Here is a 17,443-nt window from a genome sequence, read left to right on the forward strand (position 1 = left end):
CCGTCCACCCGCTCTGTTCGAATACCGCGACGGCGGGCCGGCGTTCGCCCACCGCCGTCGGGCCCGCGCCCGCAAGCCCGTGGCGCCCGCGCCGTACCCGCCCCTTGCCAGCGTCTTGCTCCTCCTTTACCGGCCCATGGCACGCCAGAAACGTCCGCTCAACGAACACGACACATCGACGAACGGACGCTTCCGGCCATTCTTTTGACGCGACCCTGACAGGAATGTGTCGCCGCTGACACTCTTCACCTCACTCGCACCACACACGCTCCGCCGCTCTGCCCGGACAGCGCCTCCCCGCCGCCCGGTTCCCCCCTCGCAGGACTCGCAGAAGGAGTACGCGTGAGACCCACGCCCCGCCGTGCCACGGCGACCGGTGCGCTCGTCGCCACCGCCGCCCTGCTCGCCCTCGGCCTCCAGTCCGGCGCCTCGGCCGCTCCGACGGCCGACGCCGCCGCGCCCCGCGCGGCCCAGCCGGCCGCCGACCCGGGCTCGCTGCCCCGGGCGCTCACCCCCGCCCAGCGCGCCGAGTTGATCCGCGCGCAGACCTCGGGCGCCGCGGCCACCGCGAAGGAACTCGGCCTGACCGCCGGCGAGAAGCTGCTGGTGCGCGACGTCACGCAGGACCGTGACGGAACCACCCACACCCGCTACGAGCGCACCTACCAGGGCCTGCCCGTCCTCGGCGGCGACCTGGTCGTCGCGAAGTCCGGGGCCGGGGCCACCGAGTCCGTCGGCCGGGCCTCGCGCACCTCGCTCGCCGGCGCGGACACCACCGCCCGCGTCAGCGCCACCACCGCCGAGCGCCAGGCCCTGGCCCGCGCCGCCGCCGAGGGCTCCACCCGCACGGACGCCGCGCAGGCGCCGCGCAAGGTGATCTGGCTCGCCCAGGGCGACCGGCCCGTCGTCGCCTACGAGACCGTGGTCGGCGGGCTCCAGCACGACGGGACCCCGAACGAACTGCACGTCGTCACCGACGCCACCACCGGCGCCAAGCTGTACGAGTGGCAGGCGGTGGAGACCGGCACCGGCAACACCCAGTACAGCGGCCAGGTCCAGCTCGGCTCCACCCCGTCCGGCAGCTCGTACCAACTGATCGACGCACAGCGCGGCAACCACCGCACCACCAACCTCAACCGCGGCACCTCCGGCACCGGCACCCTCTTCAGCGGCCCGGACGACGTCTGGGGCAACGGCCAGCCGGCCGACCCCGAGACCGCCGCCGCGGACGCCGCCTTCGGCGCCGGTCTGACCTGGGACTACTTCAAGAACGTGCACGGCCGCAACGGCATACGCGGCGACGGCGTCGGCGCCACCTCGCGCGTCCACTACGGCAACAACTACGTGAACGCCTTCTGGCAGGACGCCTGCTTCTGCATGACCTACGGCGACGGCGCCGGCAACGCCAAGCCGCTGACCTCCATCGACGTCGCCGCGCACGAGATGACGCACGGCGTCACCTCCAACACCGCGAAGCTGGTGTACAGCGGCGAGTCGGGCGGTCTGAACGAGGCCACCTCCGACATCTTCGCCGCCGCGGTCGAGTTCCACGCGGGCAACGCCCAGGACCCGGGCGACTACCTCGTCGGCGAGGAGATCGACATCCGGGGCAACGGCACCCCGCTGCGCTACATGGACAAGCCCAGCAAGGACGGCTCGTCCAAGGACTCCTGGTACTCCGGCATCGGCGGCATCGACGTCCACTACTCGTCCGGCCCGGCGAACCACTGGTTCTACCTGCTGTCGGAGGGCAGCGGCGTCAAGACCGTCAACGGCGTCACGTACGACTCGCCGACCTCCGACAACCTGCCCGTCGTCGGCATCGGCCGCGACAAGGCGGCACTGATCTGGTTCAAGGCGCTCACCACGAAGTTCACCTCGACCACGAACTACGCCGCCGCCCGCACCGGCACGATCGCGGTCGCCACCGAGCTGTACGGCGCCACCAGCCCCGAGGTCAAGGCGGTCACGGACGCCTGGGCCGGCATCAACGTCGGCGCCCGCCCCGGCGGCGGCAACCCCGACCCCGGCCCCTCCTTCGAGAACGCGACCGACGTGGCCATTCCCGACAACGGCGCGGCCGTCACCTCGACGGTGAACGTCACCGGCGTCGCCGGCAACGCCCCCGCCGACCTCGCGGTCGAGGTGGACGTCATCCACACCTGGCGCGGCGACCTGGTCGTGGACCTGCTCGCCCCCGACGGCACCGTCTACCCGCTGAAGCCCTTCTCCAGCGGCGACTCCGCCGACAACGTCCAGGAGACGTACACCGTGAACGCCTCCTCCGAGGTCGCCAACGGCGCCTGGAAGCTACGGGTGCAGGACCGCGCGGCCCAGGACACGGGGTACATCAACCGCGTCAAGCTCACCTTCTGACGCACGGCGCGAGCGATTACAGGACCGCGCGCCCGGGTGGAACCCCTCGTCCGCCCGGGCGCGTTCGCGCGCCGCCTGGCAGGATCCGCGCATGGTCATATCGCCAACGGGGGCCCGCTGCGCGGCGTCCGACTGCCCGGGCACGCCCGTACACGAGGGCAGGTGCCCCGAGCACCTGAGCGAGGAGCAGATCAACCACTGGCTCGCGGACATGGCACCGGGCGAGTACGTGGACCTGAGCAACTGCCGGGTGCCGGCGGAGCTGTTCGACCGGATCGCGTACGCGGTGTGCAACGCCGAGGGCCAACCCTCCTTCGGGCACTTCGGCTTCGCCCACGGCACCGTCGTCGGCGGCACGGCGTACTTCAGCGAGGCCGACTTCACGGGCCCGGTCGACTTCACCGGCAGCTCCTTCCCGGCCGGCCTGGACCTGAGCCAGTGCACGTTCCACACCGACGTCTCCCTCTCCGCGACGACGGTGACCGGGACGCTCGACCTCTCCCGCACCACCTTCCGCTCCCCCGTGCGGCTCGGCATCTGCGCCCGCGCCGTGGACCTCAGCGGTGCGCGCTTCGAGGAGAAGTCCACCGTGGCCCTGCGGTACGCGGACGTGGACCTGACCGACGCGGTGTTCCTCCAGCCCGTTGCCGTCGCCGCCCGCCCCTCGCCCTTCCCCGGGGCGGACGAGTCCGGCTTCGCCGGCGTCGACCCCGGCGTACGGATCCGCTCGCTGCGCGGCGTGGACGCCTCGCTGCTCTCGCTCGCCCACACCGATCTGACGCACTGCCGCTTCGCCGGCTCGTTCCACCTCGACCAGCTCCACCTGGAGGGCCGGTGGACGCTCGGCACCGCGCCGCCGGGCTGGCGCACCCGACGGCTGGTGGTCGCCGAGGAGCGGGCGTGGCGCGCCTGGCCGGAGCGGCGCGCCCGGGCACGGGCCGGCTGGGGCGAGCCGTCGCAGGTCGAGCCGCCCGGGCTCGCCACCCTCACCACCGTGTACCGGCAGTTGCGCAAGGCCCGCGAGGACGCGAAGGACGAGCCCGGCGCGGCGGACCTGTACTACGGCGAGATGGAGATGCGCCGCCATAGCCACGACCACCGACGGGCCGAGCGCTGGCTGCTGGACGCGTACTGGCTGCTGTCGGGGTACGGCCTGCGGGCGTCGCGCGCGCTCGGCTGGCTCGCCGCGGCCATGCTCACCACCGTCGTGCTGCTGATGGGGTTCGGGCTGCCGGACGACACGCCCCGGCAGGAGGTGCGGCAGGTCACCGCCGACGACGGGAAGCCGATCACGGTGCTGGACAAGCCGGAGCCCGAGCTCACCAAGCCGTACGGGGAGCGCTTCACCGGCGAACGCTTCGACAAGGCCCTCACGGTGACGTTGAACTCCGTGGTGTTCCGCACCAGCGGCCAGGACCTGACGACCGCAGGCGGCTACATCGAGATGGTGTCGCGCTTCACCGAGCCGGTGTTGGTGGGTCTGGCCGTGCTCGCGGTACGGGGGCGGGTGAAGCGCGGCAGTTGACGCGGGGCGGGGGGCTCATCTGCCCGGGTGCGGGCCAGCGTGATGCCCTCCTCGCTGGTCGAGACCCCCGACACCCGGGCGCCGGTGGCCCGGGCGATGCGCAGCGCGGGCCGCCCGGTTCCGCAGCCGACGTCCAACAGGTGCTGGCCGGGTACGGCGGCCAGCCGCCCGGCCACGAGGTCGGTGAGCCGGTCGGTCGCCTGGTCGAGCGAGCCGCCGTCCGCGGGGTCGTCCCAGTAGCCGACGTGGATGTTCCCGTCGACGGCCGCGCCGTCCGCGGTCTCGGTCGTGTGGTGCACGGACGGGTCGTTGGTCGTCGAAGCCTCCCGAGCGTCTGGCGCGGCGACGGTGCGCGCGCCCTCATCGTGGAGTTGCCCCGCATCCCTACCCACCCGGCACCAAAGGGTGTGGAGGGTCTTGCGACTTGCCCTGCCCACGCGGTCCCGCGCGTCGTCGTAGGCCGCGCTCACCTGCGCCTCTGGACGTAGCCGCCGTTTCCCTGCGGGGTGCGTTGGTCTCCGCGGCCCGGTGGTGGGCTTGTCGCGCAGTTCCCCGCGCCCCTGTTTCGCTTCCCCCGTCACTCGCCTGCGGGCTGGGGCGGAGGTACCCCCGTGCCCGCAGGGCACAGGGGGAGGAACTGCGAGCACACCACCCACCGGGCCGCAGACGGACGAGGGTTTAGGGGCGCTGGGGGTCCCCCCGTGCCCGCAGGGCACAGGGGGCGGAACTGCGCGACAAGCCACAGACGGGCCGCAGACACCATGACCGCACGCGCGCCACGGCGCAGCCGCGCCTGCCGGGGCGGTAGGGCCACGTGGGGCCCGGGTGGGGCTTCGGGGGCCGCATAGGCTGGCGGGCATGAGCGCCGTCGACGTCACGACCCCGCCCGACCCCACCCCGCCCGTGCGCGTCCTGCTCGCGGACGACGAGGCCCTGGTCCGGGCCGGCGTGCGGGCCATCTTGGCGAGCGAGCCCGGGATCGAGGTCGTCGCCGAGGCCGCGGACGGGCGGCAGGCGGTCGAGCTGGCGCTGGCGCACCGGCCGGACGTCGCACTGCTCGACGTCCGGATGCCGGGGCTCGACGGCCTCCGCGCCGCAGCCGAACTGCGCCGACTGGCGCCCGACGTGGCGCCGGTGATGCTGACCACGTTCTCCGAGGACGAGTACATCGCGCGCGCCCTGGACTGCGGGGTGAGCGGCTTCCTCCTCAAGTCCGGCGACCCGCTGGAGCTGCTGGCGGGGGTGCGGGCGGTCGCGGACGGCGCCGCGTATCTGTCGCCGCAGGTGGCGCAGCGGGTGATCGCCCAGCTCGGCGGCGGCCGGCTGTCCCGATCCGCCGAGGCGCGCCGCACCCTGGAGCCGTTGACCGGCCGGGAGCGCGAGGTGGTCGCGCTGGTGGGCGCCGGGCTGTCGAACGCGGAGATCGCGGCGGAGCTGCACGTCGTCGAAGGCACGGTGAAGGCGCACGTCAGCGCGGTCCTGGGCCGGGTGGGGCGACGCAACCGGGTAGAGCTGGCGATCTTGGCGTACGAGGCGGGGCTGGTCACCTCGACGTAGCGCCCCGGACGCTTGGGGCAAGGTGGAGGGCATGCACCGAGACCGTCAGGCCCTGCGCCGCCGCGCCCTGGACCTCGCACTGTGGGTTCTGGTCTGCGCACCCGTCCTGCTCAACGGCGACGGCTACGGCCCCGGCCGGTGGGCCGGCTCCTGGCTGGGGTCCTGGTGGGCGAGCGCCGCGGGCGCGGCCCTGCTCGGCGCCGCCGTGGCCGTCGGCCGACGGCGCCCGCTGGCGGCGCTGGTGGTGGCGCTGGGCCTGAGCGCCGTGCACGGCAGCCAGCTGATCACCCCGCAGTACGCGGTCGCCCTCGTCGCCTTCGGCTTCCTCGCCGGACGCCGCTCGGCCCGGGCGCGGCCCGCGCTCGTCCTGTTCGCCGCGGTCGCGCTCGCGGGCCTCGCCGTGGTGCTGGTGCTCGAACAGGAGCCTTGGTCCTGGTTCACCCTGGTCGCGGCGCTGCTGCTCGCGGTCGTCGTGCCGTGGCTGCTGGGGCGGTTCGTGCGGCAGTACGTGGAGCTGGGCGCGGCGGGCTGGCGGCTGGCGGACCGGATGGAACGGGAGCAGCGCGCGGTCGCCGACCGGGCGCGGCTGCGGGAGCGCTCCCGCATCGCCGGGGACATGCACGACTCCCTCGGTCACGAGCTGTCGTTGATCGCGCTGCGCGCCGCCGCGTTGGAGGTGGACCGCGGGCTGGACGAGCGGCAGCGGGGCGCGGCCCGCGAGTTGCGGCAGGCTGCGGGGGACGCGACGGCGCGGCTGCGGGACATCGTGGGGGTGCTGCGCGGCGACGACGAGGGCGTGCCGGTCACGCCGCGGGACGAGCCGGTGCGGGCCCTGGTGGAGCGGGCCCGCACCTCCGGGCTCGCCGTGACGCTGCACGAGGAGGGCGAAGGCGACCCGCTGCCGGAGATGGCCGCGCGCGCCGTGCACCGCATCGTCCAGGAGTCCTTGACGAACGCGGCCAAGCACGCGCCCGGCGCCGCGGTCGCCGTCCGGGTCGTCCGTACGTCCGACGAGGTCGCGGTCACCGTCACCAACGACCCGGCCCCCTCCCCCTCCCCCGCGCCGGCGGCTCCGTCGGGCGGCACGGGCCTGGTCGGACTGCACGAGCGCGCCCGGCTCGCCGGCGGCTGGCTCACCCACGGCCCGGGCTCGGGCGACGGCTTCGCCGTCCGCGCCCGACTGCCTGCCACCGCGGGCGCTTCTCCCGCCCCGCCGCCCGCGCCCACCTCGGCGCGCGAGTGGGACCTGGCGCGGCGCCGGGTGCGCCGGGGCCTGCGGCAGGCGATCGCCGTCCCGGTGGCGGCGGGCGTGGTGCTGGGGGTGGTGATGCTCGGTTTCGACCAGTACTCCCGGATGCGTACGGTCGTGCACCGCGCCGACTACGACGCGGTGCGGGTCGGCGACCGGGAGGAACACGTCGTCGCCCGACTGCCCGCACGGGCACTGCCCGACCGCCCTGCGGGCCTGCCGCCGGAACCGCGCGACGCCGACCGCTGCGCCTACTACCGCAAGGACGTCCTGCAGGACACCCCGACCTTCCGCTTCTGCTTCACGGACGGCCGTCTGTCGTCGAAGACGGTGGTGCGGGACGTCCCCAACGAGGAGCACCGCGACGGCTAGGGGGCTTCCGGCGCCCCCTGGACACCCGCGTCGTTGCCCTACGGGCCGCAGGCCGTCGCTGCGAGCTCGTCACGGCACCACCGCGCACGGGCTATCGCAGGGGTTGGGCCGGGGGCTCCACCGTGCCCGGGGTGTCCGCGGGGAGGGTGACCAGGCCCAGGTCCGCGGGGGACGCCAGCAGGGGGTGGGCGGGCAGCACGCGGACGGTGTAGCCGAAGGGGCCGGTGCGGTCCAGGGCGAGCGGGCCCTCGTAGATCCAGCGGTCCTCCAGGTCGGGGCCGCCGGTGGGCTTCAGCGGGAAGTGCCGGGCGTCCGCGATCGCGTCGTCCGCGTCGACCCGGCCGGCGACGGCCTGGACCTCCACGTCGTCCGGCCGCAGCGGGCCGAGGGCGACCCGCACCCGAAGGGCGAGGGTGGCGCCCAGTTCCGCGCTGCCGCTGGGCGCGTGCTCGACGGCCTCGACGTGGTCGACGGCCACCTTCGGCCAGGCCGAACGCAGCCGCGTCTTCCAGGCGGCCACCTCGCCCGCGGCGGGTGCGTCGAGGGCGCGGTGGGCGCGGGCCGCGGGGGTGTAGAGCCGCTCCACGTACTCCCGGACCATCCGCCCCGCCAGCACCTTGGGGCCGAGGGTGGCGAGGGTGCGGCGGACCATCTCGATCCAGCGCTGCGGCAGGTCGTTCGGCCCGCGGTCGTAGAAGCGGGGCGCGATCCGGTTCTCGACGAGTTCGTAGAGCGCCGCGGCCTCCAGGTCGTCGCGGCGCTCCTCGTCCGTGGCGGCGGAGCCGTCGGCGGTGGGGATCGCCCAGCCGAAGTCCGGTTCGTACCACTCGTCCCACCAGCCGTCCAGGACGGAGAGGTTGAGGCAGCCGTTGAGCGCGGCCTTCATGCCGCTGGTGCCGCACGCCTCCAGGGGGCGCAGCGGATTGTTCAGCCAGACGTCGCAGCCGGGGTAGAGCTTCTGCGCCATCGCCATGCCGTAGTCGGGCAGGAAGACGATCCGGTGCCGTACGCGGGCGTCGTCGGCGAACCGCACCAGCTCCTGGACGAGCCTTTTGCCGCCGTCGTCGGCGGGGTGCGCCTTGCCGGCGACGACGATCTGGACGGGGCGTTCGGGGTGCAGCAGCAGCGCCCGCAGCCGGTCGCGGTCGCGCAGCATCAGCGTGAGGCGCTTGTACGAGGGGACGCGGCGGGCGAAGCCGATGGTGAGGACGTCCGGGTCCAGGACGCCGTCGACCCAGCCGAGTTCGGCCGCCCCGGCGCCGCGCTGGCGCCAGGAGGTCCGCAGCCGGCTGCGGACCTCGATGACCAGTTGCTCCCGCAGTTCGCGGCGGAGCTCCCAGATCTCGGCGTCGGGGATGTCGACGACCGCGTTCCACAGGTCGGAGCCGCCGACCGTGAGGGCGTCCTCGGCGCGGCCGGCGCCGATCTGGCGGGCGCCGAGCCGGAACACCTCGGGGGCGACCCAGGTGGGGGCGTGGACGCCGTTGGTGATGGAGCGGATCGGCACTTCGTCGGCGTCGAAGCCGGGCCACAGGCCGGCGAACATGCCGCGGCTGACGGCGCCGTGCAGGGTGGAGACGCCGTTGGCGCGCTGCGCCAGCCGCAGGCCCATCACGGCCATGTTGAAGACCCGCGGGTCGCCGTCGGGGTAGGTCTCGGTGCCCAGCCGCAGCACCCGGTCGACGGGGACGCCGGGCAGCGCCCCGGACTCGCCGAGGTGCCGGGCGACCAGGTCGCGGTCGAAGCGGTCGATGCCGGCGGGCACGGGGGTGTGGGTGGTGAAGACGGTGCCGGCGCGGACGGCTTCCAGCGCGGCGTCGAAGTCGAGCCCGGCGCCGCCGAGTTCGCGGATGCGCTCCAGGCCGAGGAAGCCGGCGTGGCCCTCGTTGGTGTGGAAGACCTCCGGCTCGGGGTGTTCGGTGAGGCGGCAGTACGCGCGTACGGCGCGCACCCCGCCGATGCCGAGGAGCATCTCCTGGAGCAGCCGGTGCTCGCTGCCGCCGCCGTACAGCCGGTCGGTGACGTCGCGTTCGCCGGGGCCGTTCTCCTCGACGCCGGAGTCCAGCATCAGCAGCGGCACCCGGCCGACGTGCGCGACCCAGACGTGGGCGCGCAGCGAGCGGCCGGCGGGCAGGGTCAGGGCGATCTGCGCGGGGGTGCCGTCCGGCTCCCGCAGCAGGGTGAGGGGCAGTTCGTTCGGGTCGAGGACGGGGTAGTGCTCCTGCTGCCAGCCGTCGCGGGAGAGCGACTGGCGGAAGTAGCCGTGCCGGTAGAGCAGCCCGACGCCGATCAGCGGGGCACCGAGGTCGCTGGCGGCCTTGAGGTGGTCGCCGGCGAGGATGCCGAGGCCGCCGGAGTACTGCGGGAGGGCGGCGGTGACGCCGAACTCGGGCGAGAAGTACGCGATGGCGGCGGGGAACTCGGCGGCCCGGTCGTTGGTCTGGTACCACCTGCGGCCGTGCAGGTAGTCGTCCAGGTCACCGGCCGCGGCGGTGAGGCGGCGCAGGAAGCGCCGGTCGCCGGCGAGTTCGGCGAGGCGGGCGGCGGAGACGGACCCCAGCAGCCGCACCGGGTCGCCGCCGACCCTGCGCCATCCGTCGGGGTCGACGGCCTGGAAGAGCTCGCGCGTCTCGGTGTGCCAGGACCAGCGCAGGTTGCGGGCGAGGTCGCTGAGGGGGCGCAGCGGGGCGGGCAGGACGGGGCGGACGGTGAACCGACGAATGGCCTTCACGGGTCCACCCTCGCAGGGTGGACCCGCATCCCAGCGGACGCACGACGGTCCCCGCGCCACGTGCCGGCGCCTCGCGCGACGGTTTCACCCGTGTGGCCGCGCCTTCGCCTGCGGCGTGCGTTGGCTGTGTGCGGGCCGCGCGTAGTTGCCCGCGCCCGAGACGCCCTCGCCGTTTCCCCAGCGGGCTGCGTTGGTCACCTCGGCCCGGTGGTGGGCTGTTCGCGCAGTTCCCCGCGCCCCTGATTCGCTTTCCCCGCCATCCGTGTGCGGGCTGAGGCAAGGGCTTTTAGGGGCGCGGGGAACTGCGCGACAAGCCACCCACCGGGGCGCGGAGACCAACGCAGCCCGCAGGGGAACGGCGTAGGTGTCCGCAGGGACGCTGGGGTCCCCCACGCCCCCTGGGCGTAGGCGGGGGTGCCCCCCGTGCCCGCAGGGCACAGGGGGCGGAACTGCGCGAGCAACCACAGACGACCTGTACGGACCAGCGCACGCCGCAGGCGGAACGGCGCAGGTGTCCGCGGGGGCCCGGGGTTCAGGGGGTTGGGGCGTACGGGGAGCCCTGGTTTACCGTCGCGGGGTCGAACGCGCCCGCACGCGCGTACTTCGCCGCGATCTCCGCCCGCTCCTCCGCCGGGACCACGTCGTCGATGTCGGTGAAACCGCCCGGCGCCCGCTGGTGCGCGAGGTTGATCACGACCTCGGGCCCGAGCTCCCGGTTGGCCCGTTGCAGCGCGGTCATCGCGGGACGCCGGTCCGCGTCGTACGCGGTGAGCGCGTCCGCCGGGTCCGCGTGCTGCGACAGCGCGTGCGCGAGGGCCAGCGCGTCGATGACGGACTGGGTCGCGCCGTTGGAGCCGATGGGGTACATCGCGTGGGCCGCGTCCCCGATCAGCGTGGTGCGGCCGTACGACCAGCGCGGCAGGGGCTCCCGGTCGACCATGGGGTACTCGTACGCGCCGACGGCGTGCCCCAGCACCTCCTCGACGCTGACGCCGTCGAACTCCCAGCCCCGGTAGTGGTGGCGGAACCGTTCGACGGGGACGGGCCGGTTCCAGTCCCCGCGGTACGCGCCCCGGGGATCCGCGGCCGGCCCGTCCGCGAGCGCCGCAGGCATCGCGAGGGCCCAGTTGACCAGGACGGTGTCCGTCACCGGGTCGACCTCCGTCATCGGGTAGACCACCGCTTTGCGGGCGTCGTCGCCCGCGATGAACATGAACGTGCCGATGCTCGCGGCCGGCACCCGGGAGGTGCCGCGCCAGACGAGGACGCCGTTCCACGGCGGCTCGCCCTCCTCGGGGTGGAGGCAGCCGCGCACGGTGGAGCGGATGCCGTCGGCGCCGATCAGCACGTCGGGTCCGAGGGACGCGCTGCCGCGGCGGGTGCCGTCGCGGTGCTCGATCCGCACCCGGGGGCGACCGCTCTCGGGCTGTTCGACGGCGGTGACCCGGACGCCGCCGACGAGCGCGCCGGGGCCGAGCCGTTCGCGGACGGCGTCGGCGAGGACGGCCTGGAGTTCGCCGCGGGCGATGGAGAGCTGCGGCCAGTGGTAGCCGGCGCCGCGTCCGCGCGGCTCGCGGGAGACCAGGCCGCCGCTGCTGTGGTAGTAGCGCAGTTCGCGGGTGGGCAGACAGCGCCGTTCCAGCTCCGGCAGGAGGCCGAGTCCGTCGAGTTCGCGGACCGCGTTCGGCATGATGTTCAGGCCCGCGCCGACCGGGAGGATCTCCCGGGCGGACTCGACGACGGTGATCCGTTCGTAGCCGACGCGGTGCAGCGCGAGGGCCGCGGTGAGGCCGGCTATGCCACCGCCGGCGATCATGAAGTGGGTCATGGGGTCGGCTCCTGTGGTGCGTCGTCGAACTCCGGACGTCCGTCAGACCCCGGACGTCCGTCCAACCGCGGGCGTCCGTCGGAGACCGGGCGTTCCTCGCCGTCCGGGACCTCCGGGCCGCGCTCCGGCTCCGCGGCACGGCGCACCAGGGTCTCGTTGTCCCGGGTGAGGTCGAGCACCGTGCGCAGCAGCGCGATGGGCGCGCCGCCGCTGCCCATGTCGTACTGGCGCACCTCCTCCGCGTACGCCTTGCGGGCGATGGTGATGTGGCGGGCCCGGAACGCCTTGAGGATGCGCAGCACCCGCGCGAGGGCGTGCGCCGAGCGGGCGAGCTGGGCCGGGATGCGGTCGCCGCCCTCCCAGCTGAAGGCGGCGGACAGCTTGGAGACGGCGGAGGTGGCGCCGCGGTGGGCGTGGTAGTGGTCGCGCCAGGCCGGCAGGCTGTAGCGGACGGAGTCGGCGAGGAAGTCGTCGTACGCCCGGTCGCTGCGGTCGCACTGCCACAGCGTCAGGTCGACCAGCCAGAGCGGCACCTGGGCCGCGGCCGGGCCGAGGAAGTCGACGCCGTCGACGTCGATCTCCTCGAAGTAGGGCCGCATCTCGGTGGCGAAGAAGACCGGGGAGACGTTGGTGACGGTGAAGTCGATGGAGTCGACCATCGACTGCACGTGGTGCGCGGTGCGGTCCAGCGCGATGGCGAAACCGGGGTCGTACGGCTCCAGTCGGGCCAGTGCGGCACAGGAGTCGAGGGAGGCGACGAGCCCGGGGAAGACCATGCGGACCGCCGCCTGCAGGTCGGTCTCCATGCGGTGGCCGGTGTAGGTGCGCTGGCGTACGCCGAGCGGGTTCCAGGTCGTGTAGTGGTGCACGGTGTCGCGCGGCACCATCGAGGTGAGTTTGCCGAGCCGTTGCAGCACGGGCAGGACCTGGGGCACGGCCGCGACCGGCTGCACCCCGTGTCGTTTGAGCGAGCCGAGGAGCATACCGAGGTCGCGCATGGCGGCGAGGGATTCGGGGACGCCGTAGCGCGCCACCCGTTCGGGCTCGGGCACCAGGGTGCGTAGCGCGCGGGTGAGCGCCGGCACGTCGCGTGCCGCGTTCATCTGCGGGACGCGGGCGAGCAGTTCGTCGGCGTCGAGCGGATCGGCGCCGCGTATCTCGGCAATGCGGTAGTACGGCTCGCCGCGCAATGCGAGATCGGGTGCGACAAGGTCGTACAGGGCCATCGGGAGTCCCCCCTCGGACACGTCGATGTACATCGAGAAACCGGATGGAATGACATGCACGGCGCCCCGGGGACGCCGTGACGGAACGTGGACGGGACGCACACCGGACGGCCCCCCGCCGTCCTTCGTGGTGCGCGCCGCACGTCCTTCCGTGCGCCGTTACTCCGGGGCTCCGCCGACGCGGTCCGGGTGGACCGCGGGATCGGTGGCGGGCCCGGCTAAGGGCGCGCGGCCGGGGCTGGTCCGGGCCCCGGATTCGGCTGCGGGAGACGGGCCGGCCGCGGAGCGCACCGCTCCGGACGGCCGGGTACCCGCTGTGGAGCTGCGCAGACGCAGCGCCAGCAGCACGGCAAGCGCGGCGATGCCCGCGCCCACCAGGAGCGCGTTGCGGAAGCCGGACGTCGGTACGGGTGCGTCGGTTCCGGCGGTGCCCGCCGTGGCGACGGCGACCAGGACCGCGAGCCCGAGGACCGAGCCGAACTGCTGGCTGGTGTTGATCAGACCGGACGCCAGTCCCGTCTCCTTGGGCGCGGCGTCCGCGGTGGCCGCCACGTTGGTGGTGACCATGACCAGCGGCAGGGCCACTCCGAGGACCAGGCTGGGTGCGAACACCGTGGAGAAGAACGTTCCGTCAGGTCTGAGCGCCAGCGCCAGCCAGACCAGTCCGGCGCCCAGCAGGGCGAAGCCGACGGTCATGGTGGCGCCGAGCCCGATGCGGCCGATCACCGCGCCCACCTGCGGGGCGACGGCGACGACGACCAGGGACAGCGGCAGCAGCCCCAATCCCCCCACCAGCGGCGACTGCCCGAGCACGCTCTGGAGGTAGAGGCTGACCAGGAAGAACATCGGGAACAGCGCCATCTGTGCCAGCGCTGACAGCACGTTCGCCCGGCGCAGCACGGGCCGCCGCAGCACGGCGGGCGGCACCAGCGGGTGTGCGATCTTGCACTCGACGAGGGCGAACGCGCCGAGCAGGGCGAGTCCCGCGCCCCCGGCGACCAGGGTGCGGGCGCTGGTCCAGCCCGCGTCGCCGGCGCCGACGAGGGCGTACGCGACGAGGCCGAGCCCGGCGGTGGCGGCGAAGGCGCCCACGGGGTCGAAGCCGCGGGCGCCGGTGCGTCCGCCCTCGTCGAGCAGTCGCAGCGCGGCGACGGCGAGCAGGAGGGCGACGGCGACGTTGAGCCAGAAGGTGGCGCGCCAGCCGAGGATGTCGGTGAGCACGCCGCCGAGCACCGTGCCGGCGACGCCGCCGAGTCCGCCCATCGCGGCGAACGCCCCGAGCGCCTGGTGGCGCGCGGGGCCGTGCGGGAAGAGGTTCAGCAGCAGCGCGAAGGCGGCGGCGGCGGCGAAGGCCGCGCCGACGCCCTGCACCGCGCGGGCCGCGATCAGCAGCTCCGTGCTGCCGGCCAGCGCACCGACGACCGAGGCACCCGTGAGCACTCCGAGCCCGGTCAGGTACAGCCGTCGGTGGCCGAGCAGGTCGGCGGTGCGGCCGGCGAGCAGCAGCAGGCCGCCGAAGGTGATCAGGAAGGCGTTCGCCACCCACGACAGCGCCGCCGAGTCCGCGCCGAGGTCCTTGCCGACGGACGGCAGGGCGACGTTGATGATCGCGGTGTCCATGATCAGCAGCAGCTGTGTGGAGGCCAGCAGCGCCAGGGCGGCCCTGGTCCGGCGTCCGGCGCGGGCGGCGCTCTCCGGTGTGGCGCTCTCCGCTGAGGCGTCTCCCTCTGGTGCGGCGCTACCCCGTGCCGCGTCGGCCTCGTGTTGAGCGGCGGCTCGGTGGCGCCCCCCGGCGTCACCGGGCCGCCCGTCCGCGGTGCCCGTGGCCGCTTCGGGCGGTGCCCCGTCGGACGTCCGCCCGACCCGGTCCCCGCCGTGCGGCACCCGGCTGCCGTTGACCCGGCCGGGCGGACGTCCGCCCGGGGCGGTCCCGGCGGGGTCGACGGGGTCGACGGGGTCGCCGTGAGGGGTGTCAGGGGTCACGTGCCGGCCCCGGCGCCCAGGTCGTATCCGTCCAGGCAGGCCCGGGCCAGCCGCTCGCTGTTCTCGGCGCCGCCCGCCCACGTCTGCATCGTCAGGGAGACGTGGGGCGCGCCGTGGTAGAAGCGCTCGTACTGCTCGTGGCGCGCGGCGAACTCCGACCCGAGGGCGTCCCAGGCCAGCTTGAGCAGCTTGACCCGGTCTTTGGCGGGCGTGCCGGGGGCACGCAGATAGCGCTCGACGACCGGGCCCAACTCGGGGTGCAGCAGGTCGTCCCCGGACGCCGGGAGTTGGAAGACCGAGCCGCCGAGCAGCCCCTTCACCTCCTGGACTGCGCGCGGGTAGAGCTCGCCGGCCATGATGCGCTGGGCGTGGGAGATCTCCCGGCCCGGCGCCACTCCGCCGGCGCCGCCGTCAACGGGCTCGTGGTCGGCCTCCGCCGCCAGCACGAACGCCTTGGCCTGGGCGACCATGCCCAGCAGCCGGCCGACGGCCTGGGTGACGGCCGGCAGTTCGTACGTGCCGTTGGAGCGGGTCACCAGGATCGCGAGCCCGGTGAGGAATTCCAGCTTGGTCCAGAACCGGGTGGCGGCCTGGTGGACGAAGTTGAGGTACGCGGGCGTCTGCCACCACATCGCGGCGGTGGCCGCCACGTTGCGGTAGGTCAGCACCCGCTCCCACGGCACGAAGACGTTCTCGCACACCAGCAGCGCGTCGTTCTCGTCGTAGCGGGACGACAGCGGGTTGTCGAAGGTGCTGCGGGCCTGTGCCTCGTAGGAGGTGCGGGAGACGAACTTCAGGCCCGGGGTGTCGGTGGGCACGCTGAAGCAGAGCGCCTGGTCGACGGCGTCCGGCGCGAGCGGTTCGATCGTGCCGACGATGACCTCGTCGGAGAAGACGGCGCCGGAGCCGATCGTCTTCGCCCCGCTGACCACGATGCCGTCGTCCCGCTCCGCCACCGCCTTCACCAGCAGGTCGTCCGGGCCCGTGCCGGAGCGGGGGTTGGTGATGGTGAAGGCGCAGTACAGGTCGTTCTCGGCGAGTCTTCGGTGGTAGGCGAGGACGTTGGCGGCGCCGTCGAAGGAGTCGGTGGTGAACAGCGCGGGCAGCGCGGCGAAGCCGGCGGCGCCGCTCGCCATGTAGTCGGGCGTACGCCCCAGGAAGCCGTAGCTGGCCTCGGCCCACACCTTGTACGCCGCGCGCCGTGCGACCAGGTCCGCCTGCGTCCGGGGGACGACGTACGCGCGGTGGACTCCGTCGCTGGTCAGCACGGAGCTGTGGGCGGAGTCGTGGGCCAGGTCGTAGAGCCCGGCGATGGACGCAGCAGTGTTGCGGAAGGCGGGATGGCTCGGCACGTCCTTGACGCGCTCGCCGTCGAGCCAGACCTCTCGCCCGTCGCGCAGGGCATCGAGGTAGTGCCGGCCAGACCTGATCAACGTTTCTCCTCAAACGGACCGTCCCCCGACAAAACCGAGCCTGGCTCCCGCCGGGGACAGTGAGCAATGAACGACCGTCCAGCGGTGATTAAGAACCGGCCAGGCGCGCAGATGAGGGGCGCCCCGCTCGATACTCGCCCGGCGTCATGCCGAACCACTTCCGGAACGCCAAGTGGAATCCGACCGCGCTTTGGTACCCGACGCGTTGCGGGACCGTGGACTGCGGTGCGGACGTCTCCCCGAGCAGTCTCGCCGCCTCCTGCATCCGGCGGCCGGTCAGGTGCCGGGCGGGCGCCTCGCCGACCAGCTCCCGAAAGGCGGCGGTGAAGGCGGATCGGGACATTCCGACCTCCCTGGCCAGCGATTCGATCGTCCAGGGCTCGGCGAACCGAGTGGCGATGATCACCATGGCCTTGCTGATGCCGGGGTGGCGCAGCACGGGCAGCGCCGAGGGGTTGTCGGCGAGCTCCCGCAGCAGCGGGCGGAGCGCGAGGACCAGCGCCATCTCGAAGGCGCGCAGGGTCACCAGCCGGTCCCCCGGGCCCACCGGCCGGTCCGTGGCGGCCAGCAGCCGCAGCGTGTCGCGCAGCAGCGGTTCCTGGTCGACCTGGGAGCAGTCCATCACCAGCGCCCAGGGCAGCGCCTGGTACAGGCCGGTGGCCGCGTACTCGTCGTAGTGCAGTCCGGCGCACAGCAGCCGGCTGACCGGCCCGTCGCCGTCGATCCTGATCTCCCCGGACGTGCCCGGTTCGCGTTCGGGCAGCATGCTGCCGAGCGCGACGCCGCCGCGCCGCTCGGGGTGGTCGGAGAGCCGGTGCGCGGTGCCGGTCGGGAAGACCGCCAGATCGCCCTCGTGCAGCCGGAACGGGGTGCGTCCGTCCGCGGTGATCCAGCAGGCGCCCTCGGTGATGAAGTGCAGGACGGCACAGCTCTCCTCCGCGTCGCCCTCGATGGCCCACGGAGCGCGGACGTTCCAGCGGCTGTCGAACACGCCCGTGAGGCGCAGGGGCTTCATCAGCTCGCTGAGAAGGTCGTCGCCTTCGGTCGCGGCAGTCTCAACTGAGTCCATTGGACGATCCTTCAACCTCCGACCCGGTTTGTTAATTGATCGGCCGAAGCCGCCGCCGCGAGCCTGGAAAGAGCCGTACCCGGCAGCGACCTCA

11 protein-coding genes are annotated in these 17,443 nt (G+C 73.9%); 4 read left to right on the top strand and 7 right to left on the bottom strand.

Annotated elements, in window-relative coordinates:
* Nucleotides 1-342: 342 nt before the first annotated feature.
* Both ABZ842_RS15290 and ABZ842_RS15295 read left to right on the top strand, forming a co-directional pair.
* Nucleotides 343-2,376, top strand: coding sequence for a M4 family metallopeptidase (locus ABZ842_RS15290; RefSeq protein WP_361537099.1), 2,034 nt, complete (start codon nucleotides 343-345; stop codon nucleotides 2,374-2,376).
* Between the two features lie 91 nt (nucleotides 2,377-2,467).
* On the top strand, nucleotides 2,468-3,901 hold the full coding sequence (locus tag ABZ842_RS15295) for a pentapeptide repeat-containing protein (RefSeq protein ID WP_361537101.1): 1,434 nt from the start codon (nucleotides 2,468-2,470) through the stop codon (nucleotides 3,899-3,901).
* Here the strand turns inward: ABZ842_RS15295 and ABZ842_RS15300 are convergent.
* On the bottom strand, nucleotides 3,811-4,200 hold the full coding sequence (locus ABZ842_RS15300; protein ID WP_361537103.1) for a class I SAM-dependent methyltransferase: 390 nt from the start codon (nucleotides 4,198-4,200) through the stop codon (nucleotides 3,811-3,813). The genes ABZ842_RS15295 and ABZ842_RS15300 overlap by 91 nt on opposite strands.
* A gap of 559 nt (nucleotides 4,201-4,759) precedes the next feature.
* On the opposite strand from ABZ842_RS15300, the gene ABZ842_RS15305 reads away from it, so the two are divergent.
* Together ABZ842_RS15305 and ABZ842_RS15310 are read left to right on the top strand one after the other, a co-directional pair.
* Nucleotides 4,760-5,458 (top strand): response regulator transcription factor, encoded by a 699-nt coding sequence (locus ABZ842_RS15305; protein ID WP_361537105.1) that lies wholly within the window; start codon nucleotides 4,760-4,762, stop codon nucleotides 5,456-5,458.
* A 31-nt stretch (nucleotides 5,459-5,489) separates the two neighbouring features.
* Nucleotides 5,490-7,079 (top strand): histidine kinase, encoded by a 1,590-nt coding sequence (locus tag ABZ842_RS15310; protein ID WP_361537107.1) that lies wholly within the window; start codon nucleotides 5,490-5,492, stop codon nucleotides 7,077-7,079.
* A gap of 91 nt (nucleotides 7,080-7,170) precedes the next feature.
* On the opposite strand, the gene glgP is transcribed toward ABZ842_RS15310, so the two are convergent.
* The 6 genes from glgP to ABZ842_RS15340 all read right to left on the bottom strand — a co-directional run bounded on the left by glgP (nucleotide 7,171) and on the right by ABZ842_RS15340 (nucleotide 17,349).
* Nucleotides 7,171-9,810, bottom strand: a complete 2,640-nt coding sequence (glgP, locus tag ABZ842_RS15315; protein ID WP_361537109.1) for an alpha-glucan family phosphorylase — start codon at nucleotides 9,808-9,810, stop codon at nucleotides 7,171-7,173.
* A 532-nt stretch (nucleotides 9,811-10,342) separates the two neighbouring features.
* Nucleotides 10,343-11,638 (bottom strand): FAD-dependent monooxygenase, encoded by a 1,296-nt coding sequence (locus tag ABZ842_RS15320; protein ID WP_361537111.1) that lies wholly within the window; start codon nucleotides 11,636-11,638, stop codon nucleotides 10,343-10,345.
* Nucleotides 11,635-12,897 (bottom strand): monodechloroaminopyrrolnitrin synthase PrnB family protein, encoded by a 1,263-nt coding sequence (locus tag ABZ842_RS15325; RefSeq protein ID WP_361537113.1) that lies wholly within the window; start codon nucleotides 12,895-12,897, stop codon nucleotides 11,635-11,637. The genes ABZ842_RS15320 and ABZ842_RS15325 overlap by 4 nt, the downstream gene beginning before the upstream one ends.
* 126 nt (nucleotides 12,898-13,023) lie before the next feature.
* Complete coding sequence (locus ABZ842_RS15330; protein ID WP_361537115.1) at nucleotides 13,024-14,847, bottom strand: MFS transporter; 1,824 nt, start codon at nucleotides 14,845-14,847, stop codon at nucleotides 13,024-13,026.
* Nucleotides 14,844-16,280: a 4-hydroxyphenylacetate 3-hydroxylase N-terminal domain-containing protein gene (locus ABZ842_RS15335; protein ID WP_361537117.1), complete on the bottom strand. Its 1,437-nt coding sequence runs from the start codon at nucleotides 16,278-16,280 to the stop codon at nucleotides 14,844-14,846. Before ABZ842_RS15335 ends, ABZ842_RS15330 begins: the two co-directional genes overlap by 4 nt.
* An 88-nt stretch (nucleotides 16,281-16,368) precedes the next feature.
* Complete coding sequence (locus ABZ842_RS15340; protein WP_361537119.1) at nucleotides 16,369-17,349, bottom strand: AraC family transcriptional regulator; 981 nt, start codon at nucleotides 17,347-17,349, stop codon at nucleotides 16,369-16,371.
* Nucleotides 17,350-17,443: the final 94 nt, after the last annotated feature.

This window comes from Streptomyces sp. NPDC047315 (genome assembly GCF_040643215.1).
Classification (GTDB): Bacteria; Actinomycetota; Actinomycetes; order Streptomycetales; family Streptomycetaceae; genus Streptomyces.